Source organism: Microbacterium pumilum (assembly GCF_039530225.1).
In the GTDB taxonomy this organism is placed as follows: Bacteria; Actinomycetota; Actinomycetes; order Actinomycetales; family Microbacteriaceae; genus Microbacterium; species Microbacterium pumilum.
In genome coordinates this window covers 2642665-2668012 of the sequence record NZ_BAAAOH010000001.1, presented here as the reverse complement: position 1 = coordinate 2668012, position 25348 = coordinate 2642665, and the positions used below count along the sequence as shown (strand labels likewise).

Sequence of the window (25348 nt, the reverse complement as noted above, 5' to 3'; positions counted from 1 at the left end):
ATCATCCCATCGACACTCCGAAGAGCAGTCCGAGCAGGTACGTGATGGCCGCGGCGCCGTAGCCGATCAGCAGCTGACGCACGGCTCTGCGCAGCGGCGGACCGCCCGAGAGCAGTCCCACCGCCGCTCCGGTCGCGAGCAGGGCGATTCCTACCAGCACGAGCGCCGTGATCACCGCGGGGAAGCCCGAGAGGCCGAAGATCCACGGCAGGACCGGAACGATGGCGCCCGACGCGAAGAACAGGAAGCTCGACAGCGCAGCGCGCCAGGCGCTGCCGACCACTTCGTGATCGTCGGCGACCTCGGCGGGGCGCCGGTACGGCTGCGATCGGTCGGACTGCTGAGCGTCTTCGACGATCTCGCGTGCGCGCGCGAGCGCGTCGGGCGCCGACATCCCACGGGTGCGGTAGACGAGCGCGAGCTCGTTGGCATCGAGGTCGAGGTCGGGCAGCACGCTGTCTGCGAAGTTGTTCGGCTCGGTCGCTTCGAGCAGCTCGCGCTGCGAGCGGACCGAGACGAACTCGCCCGCGCCCATCGAGAGTGCGCCGGCGAGAAGCCCCGCGATGCCGCTGAACAGCACGAACTGCCCAGGCACACCGGTTGCTCCGACGCCCATCACCAGCGCCAGGTTCGAGACGAGCCCGTCGTTCGCGCCGAAGACCGCCGCGCGGAAGGTGCCCGACAGCCGGCGCCGACCGCGGGCCGCAAGCCCGCGCACGACCTCGTGGTGGATCTTCTCGTCCGCCGCCATCGCCGGTGTCGCGAAGGGCTCGGACTCGTAGGGCGATCGCGCCTCGGCGTTCTGTGCAAGCGCGAGAACGAAGATCGAACCGAACCGCTTGGCGAGCCATCCGATCAGCACCGTGCCGGCGTCGGGCCGCGGCAATCGTGCCGGCTCGCCGCCGAGCAGGGTCAGCCAGTGGGTTTCGTGGCGACCCTCCGCATCGACGAGAGCGAGCAGGATGTCGCGCTCCTCACCCGTGCGACGCGCGGCGAGCTCGCGATACACGTGGGCCTCGGCGCGCTCATTGACGAGGTATTTCGCCCAGCGACGTCGGTCGTGGGGCGTGGGTTCGGCGGGCGCGCGCAAGTGAGCCTCCGGAGCGGCGGTGTGACGGGGACCCCTCCACGGTAGTGAGGGCGCGGATGTCACAGCCCGCGAAGCCGCGGATTGCCAGCATTTCGGGTTTCCGAACGGTCGTGGTCCGCCCGACGCTAGGACCTCACGCGGCTGCGCAGCAGGTCGATGCGAGCCTGCAGCTGCGCGACCGTGGCGTGGGTGACGGCGGGACCGCCGCAGAGCCTCCGTAGCTCGGCGTGGACGGCTCCGTGGGGCTCGCCGGACTGGCGGGCATACAGGCCGACGAGGCTGTTCAGCAGCTGGCGCTGCTCCTTGAGCGTGCGGTGAAGCGGTGCCGGCACCGCTCGCTCATCGGATGCTCCGCCGGCCGCCTCGCGCGCCTCTCGCGCATGACGGTGCCTACCCTGTCGCGCCTGCCGCTGGAGCAGCAGTTCGTGCACATGCTCGGGCTCCAAGAGGCCGGGGAGTCCGAGGAACTCCTCCTCCTCCGGGGTGCCGGGTACGGCGAGCTGCCCGAACTCCTTGCCGTCGAAGAGCACGCGGTCGAAATGGGCCAGTGAGCCGAGCGCCTTGTAGGTGAACTCGTACGTGAGGGCGTCGGATGCCGACTCCCCCTGCTCCGCGGCATCGAGCGGGTCGTCATCGAGGCCCCATTCCTCGTCGCCCTCACTGTCGCGGTCGAGGGCATGGTCGCGCTGTCGCTCGAGCTCGCCGGCGAGCGCGAGCAGCTGGGGCACGTTCGGCAGGAACACGCTCGCCGTCTCGCCGCGACGGCGCGCCCGCACGAAGCGGCCGATCGCCTGGGCGAAGAACAGCGGAGTCGACGCCGAGGTTGCATACACTCCGACCGCGAGACGTGGGACATCGACGCCCTCTGACACCATGCGCACGGCGACCATCCAGCGCTTCGTCGACGTGGCGTAGTTTTCGATCCGGGATGACGCCTCCGCCTCGTCGGAGAGAACCACGGCCGGCTCCTCCCCGGTGATGCCGCGCAGGATCTCGGCGTAGGCGCGCGCCGCGGTCTGATCGGTCGCGATCACGAGGCCACCGGCATCCGGCACCTGCTCGCGCACCTCGCTCAGGCGACGGTCGGCGGACCGCAGGACGGCCGGAATCCATTCCCCCTCAGGGTCGAGCGCGGTGCGCCATGCCTGGGCGGTGATGTCCTTCGTGTTGTCCTGACCGAGCTGCGCTTCCATCTCGTCGCCGGTGCGGGTGCGCCACCGCATCCGCCCCGCGTAGACGAGGAAGATCACCGGACGCACGACGCCGTCTTCGAGCGCCCGGCGATAGCCGTAGCTGTAGTCCGTGCGCGACAGGCGGATGCCGTGCTCGTCGGGGTGGTACTCCACGAACGGGATGGGCGCGGTGTCGCTGCGGAACGGAGTGCCCGACAGCAGCAAGCGGCGCGTCGCGCGGTCGTAGGCCTCGCGCAGCGCGTCGCCCCAGCTGAGGGCGTCACCGCCGTGGTGCACCTCGTCGAGGATGACGAGAGTGCGCGCATCGAGGATCAGCCGCTCGTGCACCGTCGCCTTGACCGCGACCTGCGCGTACGTCACCGCGACGCCGTGGTACTGACGCGCGGGCGCCGCATGCCGGTTGCTGAACGCCGGATCGAGCCGGATCGACACGCGGGCTGCGGCATCCGCCCACTGCGTCTTGAGGTGCTCGGTCGGCGCCACCACCACGATCCGGTCGATGACCCGCCGACGCATCAATTCGCTCGCGAGACGGAGGGCGAACGTGGTCTTTCCGGCGCCGGGGGTGGCCGCTGCGAGGAAGTCGCGGGGGCCCGATCCCGGGCCATCCGGTCCGTCGAGGCTGAAGTAGTGATCGAGTGCTTCGGCCTGCCACGCGCGAAGCCGCTCGGCGGTGCCCCATGGAGCGCGCTGCGGATATGCCGGCGAGAGCTGTTCGGCTGCGAAGGTCCCGAAGTGGCTCTCGCCGCCCGCGTGCCGATCCCGGTCGCCGTCGACCGCCGATTCGTGAGCCGTGAGGAGCGCGTCGTCGTCCATCGGCCCCTCCCGCCCACGTCGCGCGTCCGCCGCGCACAACGAGTCACCACCCTAGACGAGCCGTGCGACGTGCGGGCTCGGCGACACCGCAGCGGGACGTCCGTGCACAGCGATAGCCTGAATTCCGGTCACGAACCGGGAGAACACGAATGACGACGACCGACGAGAATCGCACCCCTTACATCCCCAATCCAGGCCCGCACCCATGGCGCCGCTTCGTGGCCCTCGGCGACTCGTTCACCGAGGGAATCGGCGATCCCGAGCCTGACCTTCAAGGTGGACACCGCGGGTGGGCGGATCGCGTGGCGGAGGTGCTGTCGCGGCAGGTCGACGACTTCGCATATGCGAACCTCGCGGTGCGCGGAAAGCTCATCCGGCAGATCGTCGACACGCAGATCGAACCGGCGATCGCCCTCAAGCCCGACCTCATCACCTTCTCGGCAGGCGGCAATGACGTCATCCGCCCCGGATCGGACCCGGATGCCGTCGCGCAGCTCTTCGAGGACGCGGTGGTGCGGCTGTCTCAGGATGGTGCGACACTCGTCGTGTTCACCGGCATCGACACCGATTTCACGCCGGTGTTCCGCGGCATCCGCGGCAAGGTCGCGATCTACAACGAGAACATCCGCGCGATCGCCGACAGGTACGACTGCATCGTCGCCGACCAGTGGGCGCTCAAAGAGGTGCAGGACATGCGCTTCTTCGACGACGACCGCCTGCACTACAACGCCCTCGGTCACCACGAAGTGGCCAGGATGGTGCTGCGAGCGCTGAACGTGCCGAACGACCTGCAGCCGATGCAGCCCGACCCGCTCCCCCGCCGCACCTGGCGTGAAGCCCGCGCCGTGGACCTGGTGTGGGCGCGCGAGTACCTGGTGCCGTGGGTGCTGCGGCGGGTGCGGCACCAGTCATCGGGCGACGAGATCACGGCGAAGCGTCCGGATCCGCTCCCGATCACGACGCTCGCACCTGCCGAGGACCCCACCGTCGGGCGCGGTGAGACGGTCTAGGCGACACCCTCCACGGTCACGGCGAGGGGCGGAGCGCCCACAGCGCCACGGCGCTGGCGGCGGCGACATTGAGCGAGTCGACCCCGCCCGCCATCGGGATGGTGACCACGGTGTCGGCCGCCGCGAGCGCGCGACGGCTGAGCCCGTCGCCCTCGGCGCCGAGTAGCAGCGCCACTCGCTCACGCCGCGCCGCGGCGAAGTCGTCGAGCGACACGGCGCCGTCGGCCAGGGCCAGCGCTGCGAGGTGCAGTCCGGCCGAGTGCAGGATGGCGCCCGCCTCTGGCCACGGCGGAAGGCGTGTCCACGGCACCTGGAAGACCGTCCCCATGCTCACCCGGACGCTCCGGCGGTAGAGCGGATCGGCGCAGCGCGGGCTCACCAGCACGGCGTCGGCGCCGAGGCCGGCCGCCGCACGGAAGATCGCCCCCACATTCGTATGGTCGACCAGGTCTTCGAGCACGACGACGAGCCGTGCGCCGGCGACGATGTCCGCGACGGATGCGAGCGGCGGTCGGTGGATCGCCGCAAGCGCACCGCGATGCACGGCGTACCCGGTGAGCTGTTCGGCGACGTCCGCCGCGACCACGAACACGGGGGCATCGGGATGATCGGCCGTGAGTATCGCGACATCCGGCACCCATTTCTCCTGCACGAGGAACGACCTCGGACGGTGTCCGGCGCCGAGCGCGCGAGAGATGACCTTCGTCGATTCAGCGATGTAAAGTCCGCCTGCCGGCTCGAGGATGCGGCGCAGCGCGACATCCGTCAGATCGCGGTAATCCGCAAGGCGCTCGTCGTCGGCCGATCCCACCTGTTCGATGCGCACGGCACAACTCTGGCAGAGCCCCGAAACATCCCCGAAAACCGCGACGCCTACACTCGGTCCCGAGGGGGTGATCGGGTGACGACCGTGACTGAGCTCGACGCCGCCGCCACCGACCGCGTGTCGGAAGCCATCGCCGCCCTGGCTGGGCGCCGAGTCGCCGTGCTCACCGGCGCCGGAGTCTCGACGGACTCAGGCATCCCCGACTACCGCGGAAAGGGCGCCCCCGTGCGGACGCCGATGACGGTGGAGCAGTTCCTGGCCGATGACGCGGCGAGGCGCAGGTACTGGGTGGGCAGCCACCTCGGCTGGCGCGCGTTCGCCGCCGCCGAGCCGAACGCGGGGCACGTTGCGCTCGCTGATCTCGAGAGTCAGGGAGTCGCGACCGGCATCATCACCCAGAACGTCGACGGACTGCACCTGCGCGCGGGCAGTCGCCGTGTCGTCGAGTTGCACGGCACGATGCGCCGCGTCTTCTGCACGCACTGCGGCCAGGTGTTCGACCGCCGCGATCTCGCTGAACGTGTCGAAGCCGACAACCCGTGGATCCGCGTCCCCGAGAACATCGCCCTCGGTCCCGACGGAGACGTGGCGCCCGAGACCACCGAGGGGTTCGTGGTTCCGGACTGCACGAACTGCGGCGGGATGCTGAAGCCGGACGTCGTGTTCTTCGGCGAGTTCATTCCGGCAGGCAAGTTCCGTGAGGCCGAGCAGCTGGTGCAGACGAGCCAGGCGCTGGTCATCGCAGGCTCGTCGCTGGTCGTCAATTCCGGCGTCCGCCTGCTGGAACGGGCCCGCCGACGTCGCCTTCCGGTCGTGATCGTCAACCGCGGCGCGACTCGCGCCGACGTCCACGCCACGGTCAAGATCGACGCCGGCACGAGCGAGGTGCTGATGGCGCTCGCCGCGGCCCTCCCGGCCACCCTGTGATGGATGTGCCGCGAGCCGCCGCATCTGAAGTCACAGTTAGGCTCGACGCATGACTGTTCTGACCCTCGTCCGGCACGGCGAGACCGAGTGGAACCGCACGCGCCGCATCCAGGGGTCGACCGACATCCCCCTGAACGACGTCGGCAGGCAGCAGGCGAGGGATGCCGCGGCCGCTCTCCGCACCGGGCTCGATGTCGACGCGCCGGTGGTCGTGGTGGCGAGCGATCTGTCGCGAGCCCGTGAGACGGCCGAGATCATCGCTGCCGACCTGGGCGTTCAGGTCTCGCGCCTCTACCCCGACCTTCGCGAACGCGCCTATGGCGAAGCCGAGGGAATCGATGCCGAGCAGTTCCATGCGCGGTGGGGCGACTGGCACAACGCCGACGTTCCCGGCGCAGAACCGTGGCCGCACGTGCGGGCCCGCGGACTGCGCGCGCTGCGCCACGTGGTGCGCGATGCACGCCGCGAAACGGCGCCGCTCGCGGCATCCGTCATCGTCGTCACGCACGGTGCGATGATCCGCGAGCTGATCCGCCACGCGACGGCAGGTGAGCTGCCGGCGGTGGGCGAGCGGCTCGCGAACGGGTCGGCACATACCCTGCTCTACGAGCGGGAGCGGCTGCAGCTGCTGTCGTACGCGTCGGCGACCGCCTAGGCTCTCGCCATGGCGGCACCCACGACGGTCGACGCGTACATCGCGAGCTTCCCGCCGGATGTTGCCGAGCGGTTGGAGCGGATCCGCGGGATCCTGGTGGACGCGGTCGCCGAATCCGGCGTGGAACCGGAGCAGAAGATCCGCTACGGGATCGGGGCCGTCATGCTCGGCGGTCGTTACGCCATCCACTTCGCGGGGTGGAAGAAGCACATCGGCCTCTATCCGGTGGGCACACTCGACGAACCGCTGGAGGGCGAGGTCGCGCCGTATCGGGCAGAGAAGGACTCGGTGGTGTTCCTGCACCGCGATCCCGTGCCGTACGAGCTGATTGCGCGCGTCGCAGAAGCGGTGGTTGCGAAGCGAGGGGCCGGAGCCGCCGGCAAGTCTTGAGCGTGCGGCGGATGGCGGTGCTGGACCGAATCGGCCGTTTCGTTCAAAGATTCGAATGTCGGCGGATACCTATATGCTTCCAGCATGTCGATCATCGAGCGTATCACCGAGGCGGGCGACCGCATGGCGTCGCGCTTCGTCACGGTCGATGAAGTCGCCGAGCTCGAGACTTTCGACGACGAGGCGGTGCTCGCTCTCATCGCCGACGCCACTGACGCGCGCAAGGCCGCCGACGTCTTGATCTCCGCAGCTTCGTCAATCGTCGCGCGTCGGTCCGATCGCGCCTTCGGCCAAGCGGGTCTCGCGCAGCGCAAGGGCCATCGCACGCCGACCGCACTTGTGCAGCACATCACCGGTCAGTCGAGAGGCCATGTCTTCCGCAGCGTACAGACCGGCGAAGATCTCCGGGATGCTGCCGCTCGACGATCACCCGTTCCCGCTTCCAGCGCGGGAGCTGCCGTCGTGGCTGATGCTTGGCACAAGTCTCTGACCGATGCGTTGACGGACGGGGCATTGACGAATGCGCAGTACGACGCGATCCGCCGCAGCCTAGGCGAGCCGCCCGTGGATCGCTATCAGGACGTCGACCCTGCTTCCCTGCAGGCCGCGTGGTACAGGGCTGCCACGATGCTGATCGATGAAGCAGCTGTGTCGGCGATCGAGGATCTGCGCGCCGCAGCGCGCACCGCTCGGGACCGGCTTGATCCGATCGGCGTGAGTCTGCGGTTCGATGAACGGTACGAAAACCGATCCTTCCGCGTCTGGATCGATGAGACGGGGCAGCACAATGCGCGGCTGCGATTCGATGACGAGGCAGGAGCGTGGGTGCAGACGGTCCTCTCGGCAGCGATGCGTCGGCGCCGGGGGCCCAGGTTCGTCCCGGCATCGGGCGCTCTCGAAGACGCGGCCCCGGACGTTGCCTGTCCGGCCGAAGTCGGCATCGAGGACGAGCGGTCGAAGGAGCAGATTCAGTACGACAGTCTGATCGCGATCCTGCGCACCGGTGCGGCTGCCGACCCTGATCAGGCGTTCGGGGATCGCCAGCCCGGGATTCGGATCGTGTCGACCGTCGGTCCCGGTGGCGAGGCAGCCACCGTTGGCGCCAACGCATATCTAGAAGACGGTGGTCAGGCGCTTCCTGCGAGCATCGTCGAGAAGTACCTGTGCGATGCGGGATGGGTGGACATCACGGTCGACTCATCCGGCAACCCGCTGGACGTCGGTCGTGAAAAGCGGCTGTTCACCGCAAAGCAGCGCACCGCTCTCCGCATCCGAGATGGTGGATGCCTGTGGCCAGGCTGTCCGGAACCTCCGTCTCATTGCGAGGCCCATCACTCCGAACACTGGGCCGAACACAGAGGTCGCACGGATGTCGACCTCGGCGTCATGCTCTGCATGTTCCACCACCTCCGACTGCACAATCAGGGATGGAAGATCACGCGACGCGACGGTTCGTTCTGGTTGCATCCGCCGCCGAACGAACGAGGCGGGACCGGCGGGCCACTGATCCGGCTGATCACCAAGGCGCCGGGAAGGTTCGCCGCTGCATAGTCGATACGCGGGGGCCGCCCGGAGCGGTCAGCGGTCAGCGCGACTCAGGACACCCCGCGCGTGCCGGAGGACCGGCTCATCGACCATGCGACCGTCGTAGGTGAAGACACCGCGCTCGCCCTCCGCGGCCGACAGCACTCCTCGCGCCCAGGCCAGGGTCTTCGCGTCGGGTCGATACGCGTCGCGGATGACGTCGACCTGGCTCGGGTGAATGCATGCGGTGGCGACGAAACCGGATGCCGCGGCATCCGTCGCCTCGATCGACAGACGTCGCGTGTCGGCGATGTCGAGATGGACGGCGTCGATCGCAGCCTTGCCGCGACCGCCTGCCGCAAGCAGCACGCGTGCACGGGCCATCCGTGCGATGTCGCGATAGCGCCCGTTCGGCTTGCGGCTCGAAGTGCCTCCGAGGCTCGCAACGAGGTCCTCCGCTCCCCACATGAGCGCGACGACGTTGCCGAGTGCGGCGATCCGATCCGCCTGCGCCACGCCCTTCGCGGTCTCGCACAGCGCGATCACCTCGAATCGGCGATCGATCTTGGACAGGCGCTTGGCCGACTCCGACTTCGCGACCATGATCCGCCGGTAGTCGGTCTGTGAGAGTGTCGCCAGATCGGCAGCATACGCGTCAGTGCCGGGCGGGTTGACGCGCACGATGACTCGCGCAGAGTCCAGCTCGGACTCGATGAGCGCACCTCGAGCCGCTGCCTTGGCGTCGGCAGAGACCGCATCCTCGAGGTCGATGATCACCGCATCTGCGCGCTCCAGGGCCTTGTCGTACCGTTCCGGTCGATCGGCCGGGCAGAACAGGAGCGCCGGTCCGAGGTCGAAGCGACTGTGTGGCGATGTCACGACTTCTGCTCCCCCGCGGGCGCTTGGGCTGCAGCATCCGGTGTGCACCACATGAGCGCGACCCGTGTCGCATTCGCGACGATGTCGTCATGTTGATTGCGGCCGATGTGGCGCATCGTCACGATCCCCTGTCCTGGTCGCGAGCTCGAGAGCCGCTTGTCGACGACCTCGGTCTCTGTGTACAGCGTGTCGCCGTGGAACAGCGGTGCCGGAAAGGCGATGTCGCTCAGTCCCAGTTGAGCCACGAGCGTTCCCTGGGTCAGCTGCGTGACGGATGCGCCGACCATCGTCGACAGCGTCCACATCGAGTTCATGAGGCGCTGGCCGAACGGCTGCGAAGCGGCATAGGCCGCATCCAGGTGCAGTGCCTGGCTGTTCATCGTGAGCGATGAGAACAGCACGTTGTCGGCTTCCGTCGCGGTGCGGCCCGGGCGATGCAGGTAGCGGGCGCCGACATCGAACTCCTCGAAGTACAGGCCGCGTTGCACTATTCCTGTTGCGCGTTCAGGGCCGTCCACGGGCCTCACGCTACTCCGAGACTCCGAGCGATCACGAGAAGCTGCACCTCGGTCGTCCCTTCGCCGATCTCGAGGATCTTCGAGTCTCGGTAATGGCGCGCGACCGGGTACTCGTTCATGAAGCCGTTGCCGCCGAATATCTGCGTGGCGTCACGCGAGTTGTCCATCGCCGCATCGCTCGCCGTGAGCTTTGCGATCGCGGCCTCGGCCTTGAACGGCTTGCCCGCATCGCGCAGGCGCGCCGCGTGGTGCCATGCCAGGCGGGCGTTGTGCACGCGCGCCCTCATGCGAGCAAGCATGAACTGGATGCCCTGCCTGCTCGACAGGGCCTCGCCGAAGACTGTGCGCTTCTTCGCGTAGTCGACGGCCGCCTCGAGGCAGCCTTCGGCCGCGCCGGTCGAGAGAGCGGCGATCGCAATGCGTCCCTCGTCGAGGATGTGAAGGAAGTTCGCGAAACCCCTGCCGCGCTCGCCGAGCAGGTTCGACTCGGGCACACGCACGTCCTGGAGGGTGAGCGGATGGGTGTCGGAGGCGTTCCATCCGACCTTGTCGTACGGCGCCTCGACGGTGAATCCGGGTGTGCCGTTGGGCACGATGATCGTCGAGATCTCCTTGCGTCCGTCGCGTTCGCCGGTGACAGCGGTGACCGTGACAAACCGCGTGATCGCCGTGCCCGAGTTGGTGATGAACTGCTTCGACCCATTGATCACCCACCCATCGTCATCGAGCCTTGCCGTGGTGCGCGTGGCACCGGCATCCGACCCCGCCTCGGGCTCGGTGAGTCCGAAGCCCGCGAGCGCTCGCGCGGCGAGCAGGTCGGGAAGCAGCTCGCGCTTCTGCTCCTCGGTGCCGAAGCGGAACACCGGCATCGCGCCCAGGCTCACGCCGGCCTCGAGGGTGATCGCCAGCGACTGATCGACCCGTCCGAGCGCCTCGATGGCGAGGCACAGCGCGAAGTAGTCGCCGCCCTGTCCGCCGTACTCCTCGGGGAACGGAAGTCCGAACAGCCCCAGCTCCCCCATCTGCGCGACGACATCCAGCGGCAGGGTGTGCGTGCGGTCGGCTTCGTACGAGCGCGGCGCGACGACTTCGTCGGCGAATTCGCGCACCATGCCGGCGAGTTCGCGCTCGTCATCGGTCAGGTCGTAGTTGTTCATGGTGTCCTCGTGGGTCATGAGCGGTGGTCGGGATCCGCCCCGGGTGGGAGCGAAGAATCGGTGTCGGATGCCGCTGCGTCGGGTGCGGCGACGACGTGGGCGAGAGGCTGATCGCGGCGCACCTGCTCCCCCACTGCCACATCGAGCGTGACGACACCATCGTGGGGAGCGGTGACAGGGTGCTCCATCTTCATGGCCTCGATCGTGACGATGCGGTCACCCGCACTCACCGTGGCACCACCCTCGACGTGGATCGCGACGACGGCGCCGGGCATCGGCGCGCGCAGCTGCGGGTCGGTCGCCCCCGCCTCTCGATGGCGCCGTGCGAGCCGCAGCTCCATGGCCGAGATGCGAGACAGGGGCCGGAGCGTCGTGGTCTCGCCGTGCACGTGCACCCACAGCAGCCCATCAGCGGCCTGGCGCACCGTCACGCCGGCGGGTAGCGCTCGCCCGAGCGACCACGCGGCGGGCGCGGTGCCGGCCGAGACTTCGGGCGCGGGTCCCACAGGGCTCGCCTCGACGATTGCGCCCGTCTCGGTTTCGAAGCGGTGCACCAGCGGCACGGCGGCGGATCCGAGGCGCCAACCCGAGTGCGACGCCCACAGCTCTCCCGGGCCACGCGACGCGTCGCGAGACACCGCATCGACGCCGAGACGTCGCGCGGCGCGATATGTCTCAGTCGATTCGTGGTTCTTCACGGTCTCCAGGTAGCCGGCGGCAGCGCCCAGCGTGCGTTCGGACGGCGGCGCGGCGACGAATGCCGGCATCCGGTCGATGAGGCCCGTGTCCAGATCGCCGGCGACAACCTCGGGCTGGGCGAGGAGGGTGCGCAGAAATGCGATGTTGGTGTCGACGCCGAGCACGACGGTGTCGGCGAGCGCCGTGTCGAGCCTGACGAGCGCCTCGGCGCGGTCCGCGCCGTGGGCGATCACCTTCGCGATCATCGGATCGTAGTCCGCCGTCACGACCGATCCGGTCTCGACCGCGGCATCCGTGCGCGCGTCTCCGGCGGCCTCCCAGGCCAGCACATCGCCCGTCGCGGGAAGGAAGCCGCGCTCGGGACTCTCGGCGTAGACCCGGGCCTCGATCGCGTGACCGGCGAGCCGAATGTCGTCCTGCGCGATCGCGAGCGGCTCGCCCGCCGCGATCCGCAGCTGCTGCTCGACGAGGTCGACACCGGTGACGAGTTCGGTGACCGGATGCTCGACCTGCAGACGCGTGTTCATCTCGATGAAGAAGAACTCGTCGGGACGGTCCGCCGCGACGAGGAACTCCACTGTTCCCGCGCCCCGGTAGTCCACGCTCGCCGCTGCGGCGCACGCAGCGGCGCCGAGCCGTGAACGAGTGGCGGCGTCGACGACCGGGGACGGAGCCTCTTCGATCACTTTCTGGTGGCGACGCTGCAGCGTGCATTCGCGTTCGCCGAGATGGATGACGCGACCGTGCGCGTCGGCGAGCACCTGCACCTCGATGTGACGAGGGCGTTCGATGAGCCGCTCGAGCAGCAGCGTGTCGTCGCCGAACGCCGCAGCCGCCACTCGGCGCGCCGTGGCGAGCGCCTCGGACAGCTCCTCTGCGGCGCGGACGACCTGCATGCCCTTGCCGCCGCCGCCGGCCGATGGCTTGATCAGCAGCGGAAAGCCGGTCGACTCCGCCGCCGCCCGAATCGCGGCATCCGACATCCCCAGTGCGCTGAAACCGGGCACCGTCGGCACATCGTGGGCGATCACATGCGCCTTCGCGCGGATCTTGTCGCCCATGACCTCGAGCGCGCGCTCCCCCGGACCGATGAACACGATCCCCGCGTCCGCGCACGCACGGGCGAAGTCGGCGTTCTCGGAGAGGAACCCGTATCCCGGGTGGATCGCCTGCGCCCCCGTCTCACGCGCGGCGGAGAGCACCGCGTCGATGTCGAGGTACGACCGGGCGGCCGCGGCCGGCCCGATCCGCACCGCATCGTCAGCCTCCATCACATGGGGCGCACCCGCATCGGCGTCGCTGTAGACGGCGACGGAGCGGATGCCGAGCCGACGCAGGGTGCGGATGACGCGCCGCGCGATCTCGCCGCGGTTGGCGACGAGTACGGTGTCGAACCCTTCGACCGGTTGATGAGCTTGTCGAACCACAGGGATCGAAGGCCGTGACTCAGTGACCGAAGGCGAGGGCTCAGGGATAGCCATGGCGATCACATCCGGAACACGCCGAAGCGCGGTTCGGGAAGCGGCGTGCGAGAGACGACGTCGAGGGCCAGGCCGAGCAGGTCACGCGTGTCTGCCGGATCGATGACCCCGTCATCCCAGAGCCGGGCAGTCGCGTAGTAGGGACTCCCCTGCTCCTCGTACTGGGCGCGGATCGGCGCTTCGAACCGGGCCTGGGCGTCGGGCGTCCACTCCTCGCCGCGCGCCTCGAGCTGATCGCGCTTCACGGTCGAGAGAACGGATGCAGCCTGCGGCCCGCCCATCACCGAGATGCGGCTCGCGGGCCAGGTCCAGAGGAACCGCGGCGAGTACGCCCGTCCGCACATCGAGTAGTTGCCGGCGCCGAAGGATCCTCCGATGACGACCGTCAACTTCGGCACGCGGGTCGTGGCGACGGCGGTGACCATCTTGGCACCGTCCCTCGCGATGCCGCCGGCCTCGGCATCCCGCCCGACCATGAAGCCCGAGATGTTCTGCAGGAACAGCAGCGGGATGCCCCGCTGGTCGCACAGCTCGATGAAGTGCGCACCCTTCTGCGCGGACTCCGAGAACAGCACGCCGTTGTTCGCGATGATCCCCACCGGATGCCCGTGCAGCCGGGCGAACCCGGTCACGAGGGTCTCGCCGTACAGCGCCTTGAACTCGTGGAACTCGCTGGCGTCGACCAGCCGGGCGATGACCTCGCGCACATCGTAGGGCTGATTCACGTCCACGGGAACCACCCCGTACAGGTCTGAAGCGTCGACCGCGGGCGGGGTGGAGGGCACGACATCCCATGCCGGAGCGAGTGGCCGCGGCAGCGTCGCCACGATGTCGCGCACGATCTCGAGGGCGTGCTCGTCGTCTTCGGCCAGGTGGTCCACGACGCCGGAGCGTCGAGCGTGCAGGTCACCCCCGCCGAGTTCCTCTGCGGTGACGACCTCGCCGATTGCCGCTTTCACGAGCGGCGGGCCGCCGAGGAAGATCGTCCCCTGGTCGCGCACGATCACGGTCTCGTCGCTCATTGCGGGAACGTACGCGCCGCCCGCGGTGCACGATCCGAGTACCGCGGCGATCTGCGGCACGCCGGCGGCCGACATCCGGGCCTGGTTGTAGAAGATGCGACCGAAGTGGTCGCGATCCGGAAAGACCTCGTCCTGCATCGGCAGGAACGCGCCGCCGGAGTCGACCAGATAGACGCACGGCAGCCGGTTCTCGAGCGCGATCTCCTGCGCTCGCAGGTGCTTCTTCACGGTGAGCGGGTAGTACGTTCCGCCCTTCACCGTTGCGTCATTGCAGACCACCATGACGTGCCGGCCGTTCACCAGCCCGATGCCTGCGATGACCCCTGCACCCGGCGCTTCGCCGCCGTAGAGCCCTTCGGCCGCGAGGGGTGCGACCTCGATGAAGGGGCTCCCCTCGTCGAGGAGTCGTGTGACGCGCTCGCGCGGCAGCAGCTTGCCGCGTGCGACGTGGCGTTCGCGCGATGCCGCCGGTCCGCCGACGGATGCCGCGGCCAGCCGTTCGCGCAGGTCTGCGCTCAGCGACGCCTGTGCGTCGCGCGTGCGCTCGAAGCGCTCGTCGTGCGTGGCGGCGGTCCGCAGCGCGCTCATGTCATCTCCGTCGACGTCACGATCGGATCACGTCTGTTGTCTCGCCGCGATCGGATTGGTTAGTGTTCACTAACCGGAGTCTAGGTTAGCGAGGATTAACTGAAATGACAAGCGGTGTCACGGAGCGTGATCGCGCCAAAGCAGGCCGTCAGGCCGCCATCCTGCGTGAAGCGGCGCGGCTGTTCGCCGAGCGAGGCTACAGCGGAGTGAGCCTCGAAGACCTCGGGGCGGCGGTGGGAGTGAGCGGGCCCGCGGTCTACCGGCACTTCGAGAACAAGCAGGCACTCCTCGGCGCGATCCTCGTGGGAGTCAGCGAGCGGCTCCACTCCGGCGGACGCGCGGTCGTCGCAGCGGGCGGATCGCCCAACGAGCAGCTGCGTGCCATCATCGCGTTCCACGCCGACTTCGCCCTCACCGACGCGGACGTCATCAGGGTTCAGGATCGTGACCTCGCGAGCCTTCGGGATGAGGACCGCCACACCGTTCGCCGGCTTCAGCGCGAATACGTCGAGCTGTGGATCGGCATCCTCTCGGAGGTGCATCCCACTCATACCGAGAGCGATCTGCGCGTGCGGGCACATGCGTGCTTCGGCCTGATCAACTCCACGCCCTACAGCTCGCGGGGACTCCGCGGCACCCCCGCGGACAGCACCGTGCGCGGCATCCTGGAGGCCATGGCCTTCGCCGCCCTCACCGCCTGAGCAGACGGTCGTGTCCTCATCTGGTGAGAGTGTGCCGTCGCAGGATCAGGGGAATCACGCGGATGGAGCGGATGACGCTCCCAAGGATCGTGCGCCCGAGTCCGAGACGGAGGTCACGGCCGAGCCGACGCCGGGCGACACCGCGTCGACACGGCGTGAGTTCCTCCGCAACGGCGGACTGGTCACGGCGGGGTTTGTCGTAGGAGGCGCGATCGGTGCCGCGGCCGGTGTCTCGATCGGCACCACGATCGGGCGGCAAGAGGGCTCGGTCGACTTCGGAGCGCTGCCCGCACGCGAAGTGCCCGGTTTCGATCATGTCGTCGTGCTGATGGGCGAGAACCGCTCGTTCGACAACCTGCTCGGCTGGCTTTACACCCCCGAGACCCTCCCCGCGGGCGAGACCTTCGAGGGCCTCGCGTTCGGCGACCACTCGAACGCCGCGCCGTCGGGCGACCGCGTGGCCGCTCACGTGTATTCGGGTGAGACGGATGTCGTGATGGGCAGGCCCAACCCCGACCCCGGTGAGGAATACCCGCACGTCAACACCCAGCTCTTCGGCACCATCGATCCGCGCTCCAACGCGACCAGCGAGATCGGGCAGATGAGCGCACCGTTCAACGCACCGGCTGCGGGAACCGTGCCGACGCTCGACGGCTTCCTCATCGACTACTGGAACAACGTCACGCGGCTCCGCCACGGCGAGGAGCCGAGCCTCGAGGACGCGTCGCACATCATGGGCGGGTTCTCACCCGAGCAGCTGCCCGTGCTCTCCACTCTTGCGCGGGAGTTCGCCGTCTTCGATGCCTGGTTCGCCGCTGTGCCGTCACAGACCTACTGCAACCGTTCGTTCTTCCACGCGTCGACATCGCACGGCTTCGTCACGAATCAGGACGGCGGCGGATACGACAAGTGGCTCGACGCCGCCCCGGCACCCACGATCTTCAATCGCCTGGAAGAGGCCGGCGTCTCGTGGAAGGTCTACTTCGACGAGCTCCAGTTGGTCTCACTGACGGGCGTCATGCATGCGCCGGCTCTCGAGGAGTTCTGGCGCACCGAGCACTTCGTCCACATGACGGACTTCTTCAAGGATGCGAAGGAGGGCGCACTCCCTGCGTACGCCTTCATCGAACCGCGCCTCGTCTACAACCACAACGACTTCCACCCGCCCGTCGGCATCTATCGGTCGAGCGATGTGGAGGGCACCCTGGTGCTCGATTCCGCGGTGTCGGATGTCCGTGCCGGTGAGAAGCTCGTCGCCGACGTCTACGACGCGATCCGGACGAGCGCGACCGCCGATGGCTCGAATGCCGTCAACACTCTGCTGCTCATCACGTTCGATGAGCATGGCGGCACCTACGATCACGTCGCGCCGCCCGCGGCCACTCCCCCGATCGCCGACACCGGGGCCGGTGAGATGGGCTTCACGTTCGACCGGCTGGGCCTTCGCGTGCCGGCGATCGCGGTGTCGGCGTACACCCGCGCCGGAACGATCATCCACGACGAGACGCACCACGGCGCGGTCATCGCGACGCTAAGCAGGCTCCACGGGCTGCGACCGCTCACGCGCCGCGACGACGGCGCCAACGACCTGTTCTCGGTCGTCAACCTCGACGCGCCGCGCGATCCGCGCGACTGGCCGACCGTGCAGCCGATGTACGTTCCGGACAACACGGCAGAGGACCAGCGCATCGACCTGAAGAACGGACCGCACCGCGACGATCCACTGAGCCCGCCGGGACGCGGTCTGCTCGGCCTGCTGCTCGCGCGCTATGGCCGCGGGGACTCCGAGGAGCCGATGACCTACGCAGACGCCTACCGCATCCTGCAGGCTCATGGACTGGGGCTGTTCTATCCGAAGCGCACCTGAACACGCCGGGACGGACCACCCGACCCGGCGTGGGATGCCGCCGGCGCCGGCCGCTTCCGCGAACCGGCGCCATGCGCCCCAGTGGTCTTGGTGCCTGCGGCTTCAGCGCAGCAGCATCGCGCGGCCGGGTTCGCGCAGGATGTCGGCGACGTCGACGAGGAACTTCGAGCCCTGCTCGCCATCGACCAGCCGATGGTCGAACGACAGCGCGAGCGTCATGACATCACGCAGGGCGATCTCGCCGCGGTGCTCCCACGGCTGACGCCGCACGGCGCCGAGCGCCAGGATTCCCGCCTCGCCGGGATTGATGATCGGCGTGCCCGCGTCGACACCGAAGACGCCGACGTTGGTGATCGAGAACGTGCCGCCCATCATCTCGGCCGGCGAGGTACGGCCGGCTCGAGCGGTCTCGGCGAGCCTGCGGATCGCGTCCGACAGCTCGACGAGGTTGAGCTCCTGCGCGTCCCGGATGTTCGGCACGACCAGTCCGCGCCCCGTGGCCGCGGCGATGCCGAGGTTGACGTAGTGGTGCTCGACGATCTCGCCGGCTTCCTCATCCCACTTCGAGTTGAGGCCCGGGTGCCGCGCGAGCGCGAGGCACACCGCCTTGGCCGCGACGGCCATGATGCCGATCTTGTGCTCCTGGAGCGACCGATCGGATTTCAGGGACGCGATGAGCTCGCTCGTCGCGGTGACGTCGATGGTGACGAACGTGGTCACGTGCGGAGCGGTGAAGGCGCTCCGCACCATGGCCTCGGCCGTATGCTTGCGGACTCCGCGGATCGGCGTTCGCGTCGTGCGCTCGCCGGGTGTCTGGCTGCGCGCCGGTGCAGTGATCTCGGCGACCGTGACGGATGGCGCATCCAGCCGCGACGCGTAAGCCTCGAGGTCGCCGCGGGTGATGAGACCGGACTCACCGGTGCCCTCGACGAGTGCGAGGTCGATGCCCAGCTGCTTGGCGAGCATCCGGACCGGAGGCGTGGACCGCGGACGCTCGATCGGCGCCGGAATGACCTCGCTCATGTGGATCGCATCGTGGGGCGCGGCTTCGAGCACAGCGGTATCGGTGGCAGCGGAGTGCTGTGCCGTCGAGCGCATCCGGCGCTGTGGCCGCGCCGCTCCGCGAGGGGCTGCGCCGTAGCCGACGAGGTTCGGCTGCGCCTTCTCTTCGGCGGGCGACTCCGCGACCGGCGCGGACGCTTCGACCGCGGGCGACGCCTGCGGCACCTGATCCGCCCCTTCGACGTCGTAGGAGATCAGCACCGAGCCGACCTCGACGACGTCGCCGGCGGCCGCGTGGAGCGTCTTGACGGTTCCGGCGTACGGCGACGGCAGTTCGACGACGGCCTTCGCCGTCTCGACCTCGGCGATCGTCTGGTTGAGAGTTACGGTGTCGCCCTCGGCGACCATCCACTGCACGAGCTCTGCCTCGGGAAGTCCCTCGCCGAGGTCGGGGAGCTTGAAGTCCTGGATCACAGTTCCACACCTGTCAACGAGTTCGGACGATCCAGCACGCGGTCGACCGCGTCGAGAATCCGGTCCAGGTCGGGGAGGTGGTACTTCTCGAGCTTCGCGGGCGGGTACGGGATGTCGTGGCCGGTGACGCGCGCGGGCGCTGCCTCCAGGTAGTTGAAGCACCGTTCGGTCACGCTCGCGACGAGCTCGGCCCCGACGCCCGCCTCGCGCGCTGCTTCGTGGGTGACGACCACGCGTCCGGTCTTGCGAACGGATGCCGTCACCGTCCGGTAGTCGACGGGTGAGATCGAGCGCAGATCGATGACCTCGATCGACACGCCCTCGTCTTCGGCGGCGGTGGCGGCATCCAGAGCCGTGGTCACCTGCGCACCGTAGGTGAGAAGCGTGACATCGGTGCCCTCGCGCGCGACGCGTGCCAGACCCATCGGAGGTGCGTCCGCCAGGTCCGCGTCGAGGTCGACGTCGCCCTTGGTGTGGTACAGCCGCTTGGGCTCGAAGTACACGACCGGGTCGTTGGAGGCGATCGCCTGACGCAGCATGATGTACGCGTCCTGCGGGTTCGAGACGGCGACGACCCTGAGGCCCGACGTGTGCACGAAGTACGCCTCGGGCGACTCGGAGTGGTGCTCGGCAGCGCCCACGCCGCCCGCCCATGGGATGCGGATCGTGATCGGCATCGTCACGTTCCCGCGCGTGCGGTAGTGCAGCTTCGCGACCTGGCAGACGATCTGGTCGAACGCGGGGTACACGAAGCCGTCGAACTGGATCTCGACGACCGGCCGGTAGCCGCGGAACGCGAGGCCGACGGCGGTGCCCATGATCCCGGCCTCCGCGAGCGGGGTGTCGATCACGCGCTGCGCACCGAACTGGTCGAGGAGCCCGTCGGTGATGCGGAAGACCCCGCCGAGCTTGCCGATGTCTTCGCCCATCACGAGCACCTTGGGGTCATCGGCCATTGCGCGGCGGAGTCCCTCGTTGATGGACTTCGCCATCGTGAGCTGCGTCATCGCGCTGCCCCCTCGCTCGTTGCGGGCTCTGCGTCCGTGCTGAGCTCTGTCGAAGCGAAGCCGTCGAGATACGACGCGAACCAAGTGCGCTCCTCATCGAGGCCCGAGTGCGGCTCGGCGTAGACGTGGTCGAGCACGCCGATCGGCTCGCGCGAGGTGGCCCCGAGGGTCGCGGCTCGCACCTCGGCACCGAGCCGGTCGGCATCGGCTGCGACCTCGGCGGCGAACGCGTCGTCGAACGCCCCTTCCGCTCGCAGCAGCGCCTCGACGCGGGCGATCGGGTCGCGGCGACGCCAGCGCTCCACCTCTTCCTTGTCGCGGTAGCGCGTGGGGTCGTCGGATGTGGTGTGCGGACCCATGCGGTAGGTGACCGCCTCGATGAACGCCGGGCCGTTGCCGTGGCGCGCGTTGTCGAGCGCCCAGCGCATGGCGGCCAGGCACGCGAGCACGTCGTTGCCGTCGACGCGCATGCTGGGGATGCCGAAGCCCGGCGCGCGTCCCGCGATCGGGAACTTCGCCTGCACCGCCACCGGCTCCGAGATCGCCCACTGGTTGTTTGTGCAGACGAACACGACGGGCACCCGGAACGACGAGGCGAAGACGAGCGCCTCGTTGACGTCGCCCTGGCTCGAGGCGCCGTCGCCGAAGTAGGCCGCCGCGACCTGGTCGGTCCCGTCGATCTTGATACCCATGGCGTACCCGACGGCGTGGAGAGCCTGAGCGCCGATGATGATCTGCGGCGTCGCGGTGTTGATGTCGTAGGGGTTGTACGTCGAGTGCTCTTCGCCGCGCCACGCGATCACGAAGTCCGCGGGCTTCGCCCCGCGGACGTGGTTCACGCCGATCTCGCGGTAGCTCGGGAACACGAAGTCGTCTGCCCGGAAGGCCCGCGCCGTGCCGACCTGCGTGGCCTCCTGGCCTTGGCACGGTGCCCAGAGTCCCAGCTGGCCCTGCCGCTGGAGCGCGACGCCCTCGGTGTCGATGCGCCGCACCAGCACCATGTCGCGGTAGAGGCTCCGCAGGGCCGCGGAATCGACATCCGCCACCCATCTTTCGAGGTCGGGGTCGGAGACCCGCTCGCCATCGGGAGTCAGCAGCCGGGCGACATCGTCGATGTCGGTCGCAAGATCGGCAGTCGGGTTCAGGGTGTGCGTCATCGTCATCACTCCTCGGTGCAACCCACCCTCGTGAGGTGGGTCATCGTGGATCGCCGGCGGCGTCGCCGACACTGCCGAGAGTACGTCGATCTCGCACCTAGCTCAAGTAATCTCGCTCCACTTGAGCATGTTGCCAACTCACCGGTGCGCGGACCGTGCTAACGTTTCGCATTATGAGTGCCCTGGACCACGTCGATCTTGAACTGCTGGCCGCCCTCTCGGCCGACCCGCGAGCGACCGTCGTCGCCCTCGCCGAACGGCTCGGTCTGTCGAGGAACACCGTGCAGGCCCGGATGGCGCGGCTCGAGCGCTCCGGGGTCTTCCTTTCGTACGAGCGGGCGATCTCGTCATCGGCGCTCGGGTTCCCGATCGAGGCGTTCATCAGCGTCATCGTGCGCCAGGCGGATCTGCCCCGCATCACCGTGGAGCTCGCCAAGGTGCCCGAGATCGTGCACGCGCACGGACTTTCAGGCCAGGTGGACCTTCTGGTGCGCGTCGCGTGCCGCGACACCCAGCACCTCTTCGACACCGACGCGCGCATCCTCGCGATCGAGGGCGTCGAGCGCACCGAGACCTCACTCGTGATGGGTGAAGTGATCAGTCACCGCGTCGCACCGCTCATGGAGTTGGCACGGCGGCAGCAGTAGACGTCTCGCCCCCCGCGGCGCCGGCCTCGGCATCCATCCGCACGAGCACCACGCCCACGAGGATCAGTGCGCCGCCGGCGAACTGGATCGTGGTCGGCACCTCGGCGAGGAAGAGCCACGCGAAGCCGAGCGCGAACAGCACTTCTGACAGCCCGGCGAACGACGCGACACGAGACCCGATGCGGGGTACGGCCATCACCCCGAGCGCGTAGCCGACGGTCGTGGCTACTCCGGCGACCCACAGCAGCGGCACGAACCACGGCACCTCCGCCCCGGCGAGCACGACGCTCACGGACGGCGCTCGGAAGGGCAGGATGCCGACCGCGCCGAGGACGGCCATGAGCGACGCCCCGATCAGGAGTCCTCCGGATGCGAGTGCCAACGGCGGCAGGTCGTCGCCCGCCCGCTCCGCGATCAGGAAGTACGCTCCGACGCACACCGCGGCGCCGAGCGCGAAGAGCGTCCCCAGCAGATCGAAGGACGCCCCGGAGATGTCGACCACCAGGATGAGTCCCACGATCGCCACGACCGACCCGGCCATGACGAGGCGGGATGGCGCGCGACGGGTACGCACCCAGGCCAGGATGACCAGCAATACGGGTGCGAGGTACTGGATGAGGAGCGCCACCGCGACCGGCATCCGCTGCATCGCGGAGAAGAAGAAGATCTGGCAGCCTGCCACCGCGGTGAGGCCGAAGCCCAGGATGATGGCCCAGTGCCGGCGCAGGAAGGAGCGCTCACGGCGCATCGCCACCACCAGAGCGGGCGCCAGGACGAGCCCCGCCACCCCCATCCGCACCAGGAGCGCGGCGCCGAGCGACCAGCCCGCCTCGAGCAGAGGCTTCACGAACGGACCACTGGACGAGAACGCGAGCGCCGACGCGATCGCCATCACGAGACCCGTGGTGCGCATCCTCGCCGAGGGCGACCCGATGATCGGGAGCGATGCCGTCGACGTCGCCATGGCGTATCCATCTGTCAGGAGTGAAAGTGCGTACACTAGTGACAGTATCGAACCCGATGTCAGGAGTCAACATGGTCTTCATCAATGACACGAGACAGTCGCTCGTGGCGGCCGTCCACCTCGTCAACACCCTCCCGGGGTTCGACGGCGAAGACACCATGACCACTCCCGCCGACCTCGAGGCGTACCTCGTCGTGAACCCCTACACCGGCACGATGCGGAGGGATGACGCCGAGGTCGCCGCGGTACGCGGGATCCGTTCGCAGCTGCGCGAGCTGTGGGATGTCGACCGCGAGGGCGCCGTTCCGCTGGTGAACAAGATGCTCAGCGACGGGCATGCCCTCCCCCAGCTGTCGAAGCACGATCATTACGACTGGCACATCCATGCGACCTCGGACGACGCGCCGCTGGCCACGCGCATCCTCGTCGAGGCGGCGATGGCGTTCGTGGACGTCATCCGCGCCGACGAATACGACCGCGTGCGGGTGTGCTCCGCGGACGACTGCGAGTCGGTCTACATCGACTATTCGAAGAACGGATCCAAGCGCTACTGCGACACCGGCAACTGCGGCAATCGCATGAACGTCAACGCGTATCGGCGTCGGCAGGCGCGAGAAACCGTCTGATCGCCTCGGCGGCCGCCGCCGGCGTCTCGTAGTGGATGAGGTGTCCGACATCCGGTATCTCGACGAGGGTCGCATCGGCGAAGAGTGTCGCGAGGTGGCGCTCGGCCTCGATCGGCGTGATGTCGTCGCGCTGCGCTGCCACGAGCAGCGTCGGCTGGCTGATGTTCGGCGCGTAGACGCGAACATCGTTCGAGACCGATGCGAGGAATGCGTCGTGGAGGACGTCTCGGTCGGCGAAGCGGGAGAAGTACGTGTCGTGCTGATCGTGGATGAAGCGGCGCAGGTCGGCATCGCGCGTCTTGGCCATCGACACGCTCATGACCCGCACCACGGCTCCGTTGCGAAGCAGCGCGTCTCCCGCAGTCTTGGGCAGCCGGGCTCCGGCCCAGTAGTAGAGGACCGCAAGCCGGGTCAGGATTCCGCGCGGGCCCTCCAGAGCGGGGGCGCCGATCGGATTCACCAGGATGACGCGCGGCGTGGCGAGTCCGCTGGCGACGGCCGCCGCCACGACGATCGAGCCGAATGAATGACCGAGGATGACGGCGCCCGGCGCCACCGCCTCGGCGAACTCGCGGAGCCATGCCGCGTACGCGTCGATGTCGTGCCGGGTGGCTGGGATCGGAGGCGTCTCGCCGAAACCCGGAAGATCGGGCGAGATGATCCGCACGTCGGGCAGGTGCGCGACGACCGGCTCGAGCCCGTGATGCTCGCCCCGGAAGCCGTGCACCGCGATCACCGTCGTCTCGGCACCGTCGGGGCCGTACACCCAGTACGCCGTCGTCGAGCCGCCGACCTCGGTCTCGCGCCGCTCGACGGGGATCGTGTCGAGCAGCGGTGCATACGGGTTCGGGACTGCCACGCGTCGAGTCTACGAGTGCCTGTCCGGCGGAGTGGCTGCGGGGCGGAGTGGCTCGCGGACGATGTCGGGGGCAGCGCATACCTTGATCGGCATGGACCTGTGGCAGCGCGAGCCGCTCCCGATCTTCCGTGCCCCCGAGTGGGTCAAGATCGTCGGCGTGTTCGACCTCGAGACGACCGGCGTCGATGTGACGACCGACCGCATCGTGACCGCGCACGTCGGGCTGCTCGACGGCGACGGCTCGATCATCCGTGCGCGCGACTGGATGGCCGATCCGGGTGTCGTGATCCCCGACGGTGCCGCCGCCGTTCACGGCATCACGACCGCGCACGCCCGGGATCACGGACGCCGTGCGTCGGAGGTCGTCGCCGAGGTCGTCGTGGCTCTGCGTGCCCTGCTGGATGCGGGCATCCCGATCGTGGCCTACAACGCGCCGTACGACTTCTCGCTGCTCAAGTACGAGGCGTTGCGCCACGGCATCGATCCGATCATCGACCCCTCGCCGGTGATCGATCCGCTCGTGGTCGACAAGGCCTACGACCGATGGCGGCGCGGCAAGCGCACGCTCCAGGTGGTCGCGGCGCACTACGCCGTGCGACTCGAAGGTGCTCACGAAGCGTCAGCCGATGCAGTCGCCGCCGGACGAGTGGCGCAGGCGCTCGCGGAGCGATTCGCACCGTGGCTGCCGCCGAGTGCCGGTGAGCTGCACACCCGCCAGATCGGGTGGGCCCGAGCGCAGGCCGCGAGCCTCACGGACTACTTCATCCAGATCGGGCGGCTCGACCCCGAGAAGCGGCTGGATGGGAGTTGGCCAATCCGGTGATCTTGTCGGAGCGCCTGCTCGACCACGACGAAAAGCCCCGCCGAGGCGGGGCTTTCGCGAAGCGCGGGCTTACTTGCTCGCGCCGCCGAAGTTCTTGAAGCGCTGGTTGAACTTCTCGACACGACCGGCCGAGTCCATGATGCGCTGCTTGCCCGTGTAGAACGGGTGCGATGCCGACGAGATCTCGACGTCGATGACCGGGTACTCGACACCGTCGAGTTCGATCGTCTTGTCGGAGGTCACCGTCGAGCGGGTGAGGAAGGTCTCGCCCGAGCCGAGGTCGCGGAACACGACCGCCTGGTAGTCGGGGTGGATGTCAGTCTTCATTCGGAATCCTCTAGGGAGTGTGCCCTGGATTTGGCCAGGGCGTCAAAAGTCCGCGGTGCGAACGCACCAAGGATCGATTCTACCAGGCCTGAGGCCCGCACACGGAATCGGCCGGCGAA

General features: G+C 68.7%; 24 protein-coding genes. 10 read left to right on the top strand and 14 right to left on the bottom strand.

Features of this window, described 5'->3' with window-relative positions; translation table 11 throughout:
* Position 1 precedes the first annotated feature (1 nt).
* Positions 2–1090, bottom strand: a complete 1089-nt coding sequence (locus tag ABD188_RS11835) for a VIT1/CCC1 transporter family protein (RefSeq protein ID WP_344062306.1) — start codon at positions 1088–1090, stop codon at positions 2–4.
* Between the two features lie 125 nt (positions 1091–1215).
* On the bottom strand, positions 1216–3099 hold the full coding sequence (locus ABD188_RS11830) for a DEAD/DEAH box helicase (protein ID WP_344062303.1): 1884 nt from the start codon (positions 3097–3099) through the stop codon (positions 1216–1218).
* Positions 3100–3248: 149 nt separating this feature from the next.
* Between ABD188_RS11830 and ABD188_RS11825 the strand changes: the two genes are divergently transcribed.
* The gene (locus tag ABD188_RS11825; RefSeq protein WP_344062300.1) at positions 3249–4109 is read left to right on the top strand and encodes an SGNH/GDSL hydrolase family protein; all 861 of its coding nucleotides are present in this window, start codon (positions 3249–3251) and stop codon (positions 4107–4109) included.
* A gap of 16 nt (positions 4110–4125) precedes the next feature.
* Here the strand turns inward: ABD188_RS11825 and ABD188_RS11820 are convergent, their stop codons facing one another.
* Positions 4126–4935: a TrmH family RNA methyltransferase gene (locus tag ABD188_RS11820; RefSeq protein WP_344062297.1), complete on the bottom strand. Its 810-nt coding sequence runs from the start codon at positions 4933–4935 to the stop codon at positions 4126–4128.
* A 75-nt stretch (positions 4936–5010) separates the two neighbouring features.
* On the opposite strand from ABD188_RS11820, the gene ABD188_RS11815 reads away from it, so the two are divergent.
* The 4 genes from ABD188_RS11815 (at position 5011) to ABD188_RS11800 (ending at position 8458) form a co-directional block, all read left to right on the top strand.
* A complete protein-coding gene (locus tag ABD188_RS11815) occupies positions 5011–5862 on the top strand; it encodes a Sir2 family NAD-dependent protein deacetylase (RefSeq protein ID WP_425561345.1) in 852 nt (283 codons plus the stop codon).
* A gap of 49 nt (positions 5863–5911) precedes the next feature.
* Entirely contained in the window at positions 5912–6517 is a 606-nt protein-coding gene (locus ABD188_RS11810) for a histidine phosphatase family protein (RefSeq protein ID WP_344062294.1), read from the top strand.
* Between the two features lie 9 nt (positions 6518–6526).
* Positions 6527–6907 (top strand): iron chaperone, encoded by a 381-nt coding sequence (locus ABD188_RS11805; protein WP_344062291.1) that lies wholly within the window; start codon positions 6527–6529, stop codon positions 6905–6907.
* An 84-nt stretch (positions 6908–6991) separates the two neighbouring features.
* Entirely contained in the window at positions 6992–8458 is a 1467-nt protein-coding gene (locus tag ABD188_RS11800) for an HNH endonuclease signature motif containing protein (RefSeq protein ID WP_344062288.1), read from the top strand.
* Between the two features lie 27 nt (positions 8459–8485).
* Here the strand turns inward: ABD188_RS11800 and ABD188_RS11795 are convergent, their stop codons facing one another.
* Genes ABD188_RS11795 through ABD188_RS11775 form a run of 5 tightly spaced genes read right to left on the bottom strand, consistent with a single transcriptional unit; the run spans position 8486 to position 14775 of the window.
* Complete coding sequence (locus ABD188_RS11795; RefSeq protein WP_344062285.1) at positions 8486–9310, bottom strand: HpcH/HpaI aldolase/citrate lyase family protein; 825 nt, start codon at positions 9308–9310, stop codon at positions 8486–8488.
* Positions 9307–9828, bottom strand: a complete 522-nt coding sequence (locus ABD188_RS11790; RefSeq protein WP_344062281.1) for a MaoC family dehydratase — start codon at positions 9826–9828, stop codon at positions 9307–9309. Before ABD188_RS11790 ends, ABD188_RS11795 begins: the two co-directional genes overlap by 4 nt.
* 5 nt (positions 9829–9833) lie before the next feature.
* Positions 9834–10985 (bottom strand): acyl-CoA dehydrogenase family protein, encoded by a 1152-nt coding sequence (locus ABD188_RS11785; RefSeq protein ID WP_344067056.1) that lies wholly within the window; start codon positions 10983–10985, stop codon positions 9834–9836.
* A 14-nt stretch (positions 10986–10999) separates the two neighbouring features.
* Entirely contained in the window at positions 11000–13165 is a 2166-nt protein-coding gene (locus ABD188_RS11780; RefSeq protein ID WP_425561344.1) for an acetyl/propionyl/methylcrotonyl-CoA carboxylase subunit alpha, read from the bottom strand.
* Positions 13166–13170: 5 nt separating this feature from the next.
* Complete coding sequence (locus tag ABD188_RS11775; RefSeq protein ID WP_344062275.1) at positions 13171–14775, bottom strand: carboxyl transferase domain-containing protein; 1605 nt, start codon at positions 14773–14775, stop codon at positions 13171–13173.
* A gap of 104 nt (positions 14776–14879) precedes the next feature.
* On the opposite strand from ABD188_RS11775, the gene ABD188_RS11770 reads away from it, so the two are divergent.
* Positions 14880–15476: an SACE_7040 family transcriptional regulator gene (locus ABD188_RS11770; RefSeq protein ID WP_344062272.1), complete on the top strand. Its 597-nt coding sequence runs from the start codon at positions 14880–14882 to the stop codon at positions 15474–15476.
* A 10-nt stretch (positions 15477–15486) separates the two neighbouring features.
* Entirely contained in the window at positions 15487–17343 is a 1857-nt protein-coding gene (locus ABD188_RS11765; protein ID WP_344062269.1) for an alkaline phosphatase family protein, read from the top strand.
* Positions 17344–17445: 102 nt separating this feature from the next.
* Here ABD188_RS11765 and ABD188_RS11760 read toward each other — a convergent pair whose 3' ends face one another.
* The 3 genes from ABD188_RS11760 to pdhA are packed head-to-tail and all read right to left on the bottom strand — an operon-like array spanning position 17446 to position 20989.
* Entirely contained in the window at positions 17446–18819 is a 1374-nt protein-coding gene (locus ABD188_RS11760; RefSeq protein WP_344062266.1) for a dihydrolipoamide acetyltransferase family protein, read from the bottom strand.
* On the bottom strand, positions 18816–19826 hold the full coding sequence (locus ABD188_RS11755; protein ID WP_344062263.1) for an alpha-ketoacid dehydrogenase subunit beta: 1011 nt from the start codon (positions 19824–19826) through the stop codon (positions 18816–18818). Before ABD188_RS11755 ends, ABD188_RS11760 begins: the two co-directional genes overlap by 4 nt.
* Entirely contained in the window at positions 19823–20989 is a 1167-nt protein-coding gene (gene pdhA / locus ABD188_RS11750) for a pyruvate dehydrogenase (acetyl-transferring) E1 component subunit alpha (protein ID WP_344062260.1), read from the bottom strand. Before pdhA ends, ABD188_RS11755 begins: the two co-directional genes overlap by 4 nt.
* 167 nt (positions 20990–21156) lie before the next feature.
* On the opposite strand from pdhA, the gene ABD188_RS11745 reads away from it, so the two are divergent.
* Entirely contained in the window at positions 21157–21630 is a 474-nt protein-coding gene (locus tag ABD188_RS11745) for an Lrp/AsnC family transcriptional regulator (protein WP_344062257.1), read from the top strand.
* On the opposite strand, the gene ABD188_RS11740 is transcribed toward ABD188_RS11745, so the two are convergent.
* On the bottom strand, positions 21602–22594 hold the full coding sequence (locus ABD188_RS11740) for an EamA family transporter (protein WP_344062254.1): 993 nt from the start codon (positions 22592–22594) through the stop codon (positions 21602–21604). The two genes, ABD188_RS11745 and ABD188_RS11740, sit on opposite strands and share 29 nt — an antisense overlap.
* Positions 22595–22665: 71 nt before the next feature.
* On the opposite strand from ABD188_RS11740, the gene ABD188_RS11735 reads away from it, so the two are divergent.
* Complete coding sequence (locus ABD188_RS11735; RefSeq protein ID WP_344062251.1) at positions 22666–23220, top strand: CGNR zinc finger domain-containing protein; 555 nt, start codon at positions 22666–22668, stop codon at positions 23218–23220.
* Here the strand turns inward: ABD188_RS11735 and ABD188_RS11730 are convergent.
* Positions 23180–24079 (bottom strand): alpha/beta fold hydrolase, encoded by a 900-nt coding sequence (locus ABD188_RS11730; RefSeq protein ID WP_344062248.1) that lies wholly within the window; start codon positions 24077–24079, stop codon positions 23180–23182. The two genes, ABD188_RS11735 and ABD188_RS11730, sit on opposite strands and share 41 nt — an antisense overlap.
* Before the next feature lie 91 nt (positions 24080–24170).
* On the opposite strand from ABD188_RS11730, the gene ABD188_RS11725 reads away from it, so the two are divergent.
* Positions 24171–24902: an exonuclease domain-containing protein gene (locus ABD188_RS11725; protein ID WP_344062245.1), complete on the top strand. Its 732-nt coding sequence runs from the start codon at positions 24171–24173 to the stop codon at positions 24900–24902.
* A 69-nt stretch (positions 24903–24971) separates the two neighbouring features.
* Here ABD188_RS11725 and ABD188_RS11720 read toward each other — a convergent pair whose 3' ends face one another.
* Positions 24972–25229 carry a type B 50S ribosomal protein L31 gene (locus ABD188_RS11720; RefSeq protein WP_018170680.1) on the bottom strand — a complete coding sequence of 86 codons (258 nt, stop codon included), beginning with the start codon at positions 25227–25229 and terminating at the stop codon, positions 24972–24974.
* Between the last annotated feature and the right edge of the window lie 119 nt (positions 25230–25348).

Coding starts and splice junctions, on each gene's coding strand:
- ABD188_RS11800 (WP_344062288.1), top strand. CDS start 6,992: ATGTCGATCATCGAGCGTATCACCGAGGCGGGCGACCGCATGGCGTCG.
- ABD188_RS11785 (WP_344067056.1), bottom strand. CDS start 10,985: ATGAACAACTACGACCTGACCGATGACGAGCGCGAACTCGCCGGCATG.
- ABD188_RS11775 (WP_344062275.1), bottom strand. CDS start 14,775: ATGAGCGCGCTGCGGACCGCCGCCACGCACGACGAGCGCTTCGAGCGC.
- ABD188_RS11745 (WP_344062257.1), top strand. CDS start 21,157: ATGAGTGCCCTGGACCACGTCGATCTTGAACTGCTGGCCGCCCTCTCG.
- ABD188_RS11720 (WP_018170680.1), bottom strand. CDS start 25,229: ATGAAGACTGACATCCACCCCGACTACCAGGCGGTCGTGTTCCGCGAC.
- ABD188_RS11830 (WP_344062303.1), bottom strand. CDS start 3,099: ATGGACGACGACGCGCTCCTCACGGCTCACGAATCGGCGGTCGACGGC.
- pdhA (WP_344062260.1), bottom strand. CDS start 20,989: ATGACGATGACGCACACCCTGAACCCGACTGCCGATCTTGCGACCGAC.
- ABD188_RS11780 (WP_425561344.1), bottom strand. CDS start 13,165: ATGGCTATCCCTGAGCCCTCGCCTTCGGTCACTGAGTCACGGCCTTCG.
- ABD188_RS11770 (WP_344062272.1), top strand. CDS start 14,880: ATGACAAGCGGTGTCACGGAGCGTGATCGCGCCAAAGCAGGCCGTCAG.
- ABD188_RS11735 (WP_344062251.1), top strand. CDS start 22,666: ATGGTCTTCATCAATGACACGAGACAGTCGCTCGTGGCGGCCGTCCAC.
- ABD188_RS11755 (WP_344062263.1), bottom strand. CDS start 19,826: ATGACGCAGCTCACGATGGCGAAGTCCATCAACGAGGGACTCCGCCGC.
- ABD188_RS11805 (WP_344062291.1), top strand. CDS start 6,527: ATGGCGGCACCCACGACGGTCGACGCGTACATCGCGAGCTTCCCGCCG.
- ABD188_RS11740 (WP_344062254.1), bottom strand. CDS start 22,594: ATGGCGACGTCGACGGCATCGCTCCCGATCATCGGGTCGCCCTCGGCG.
- ABD188_RS11725 (WP_344062245.1), top strand. CDS start 24,171: ATGGACCTGTGGCAGCGCGAGCCGCTCCCGATCTTCCGTGCCCCCGAG.
- ABD188_RS11825 (WP_344062300.1), top strand. CDS start 3,249: ATGACGACGACCGACGAGAATCGCACCCCTTACATCCCCAATCCAGGC.
- ABD188_RS11810 (WP_344062294.1), top strand. CDS start 5,912: ATGACTGTTCTGACCCTCGTCCGGCACGGCGAGACCGAGTGGAACCGC.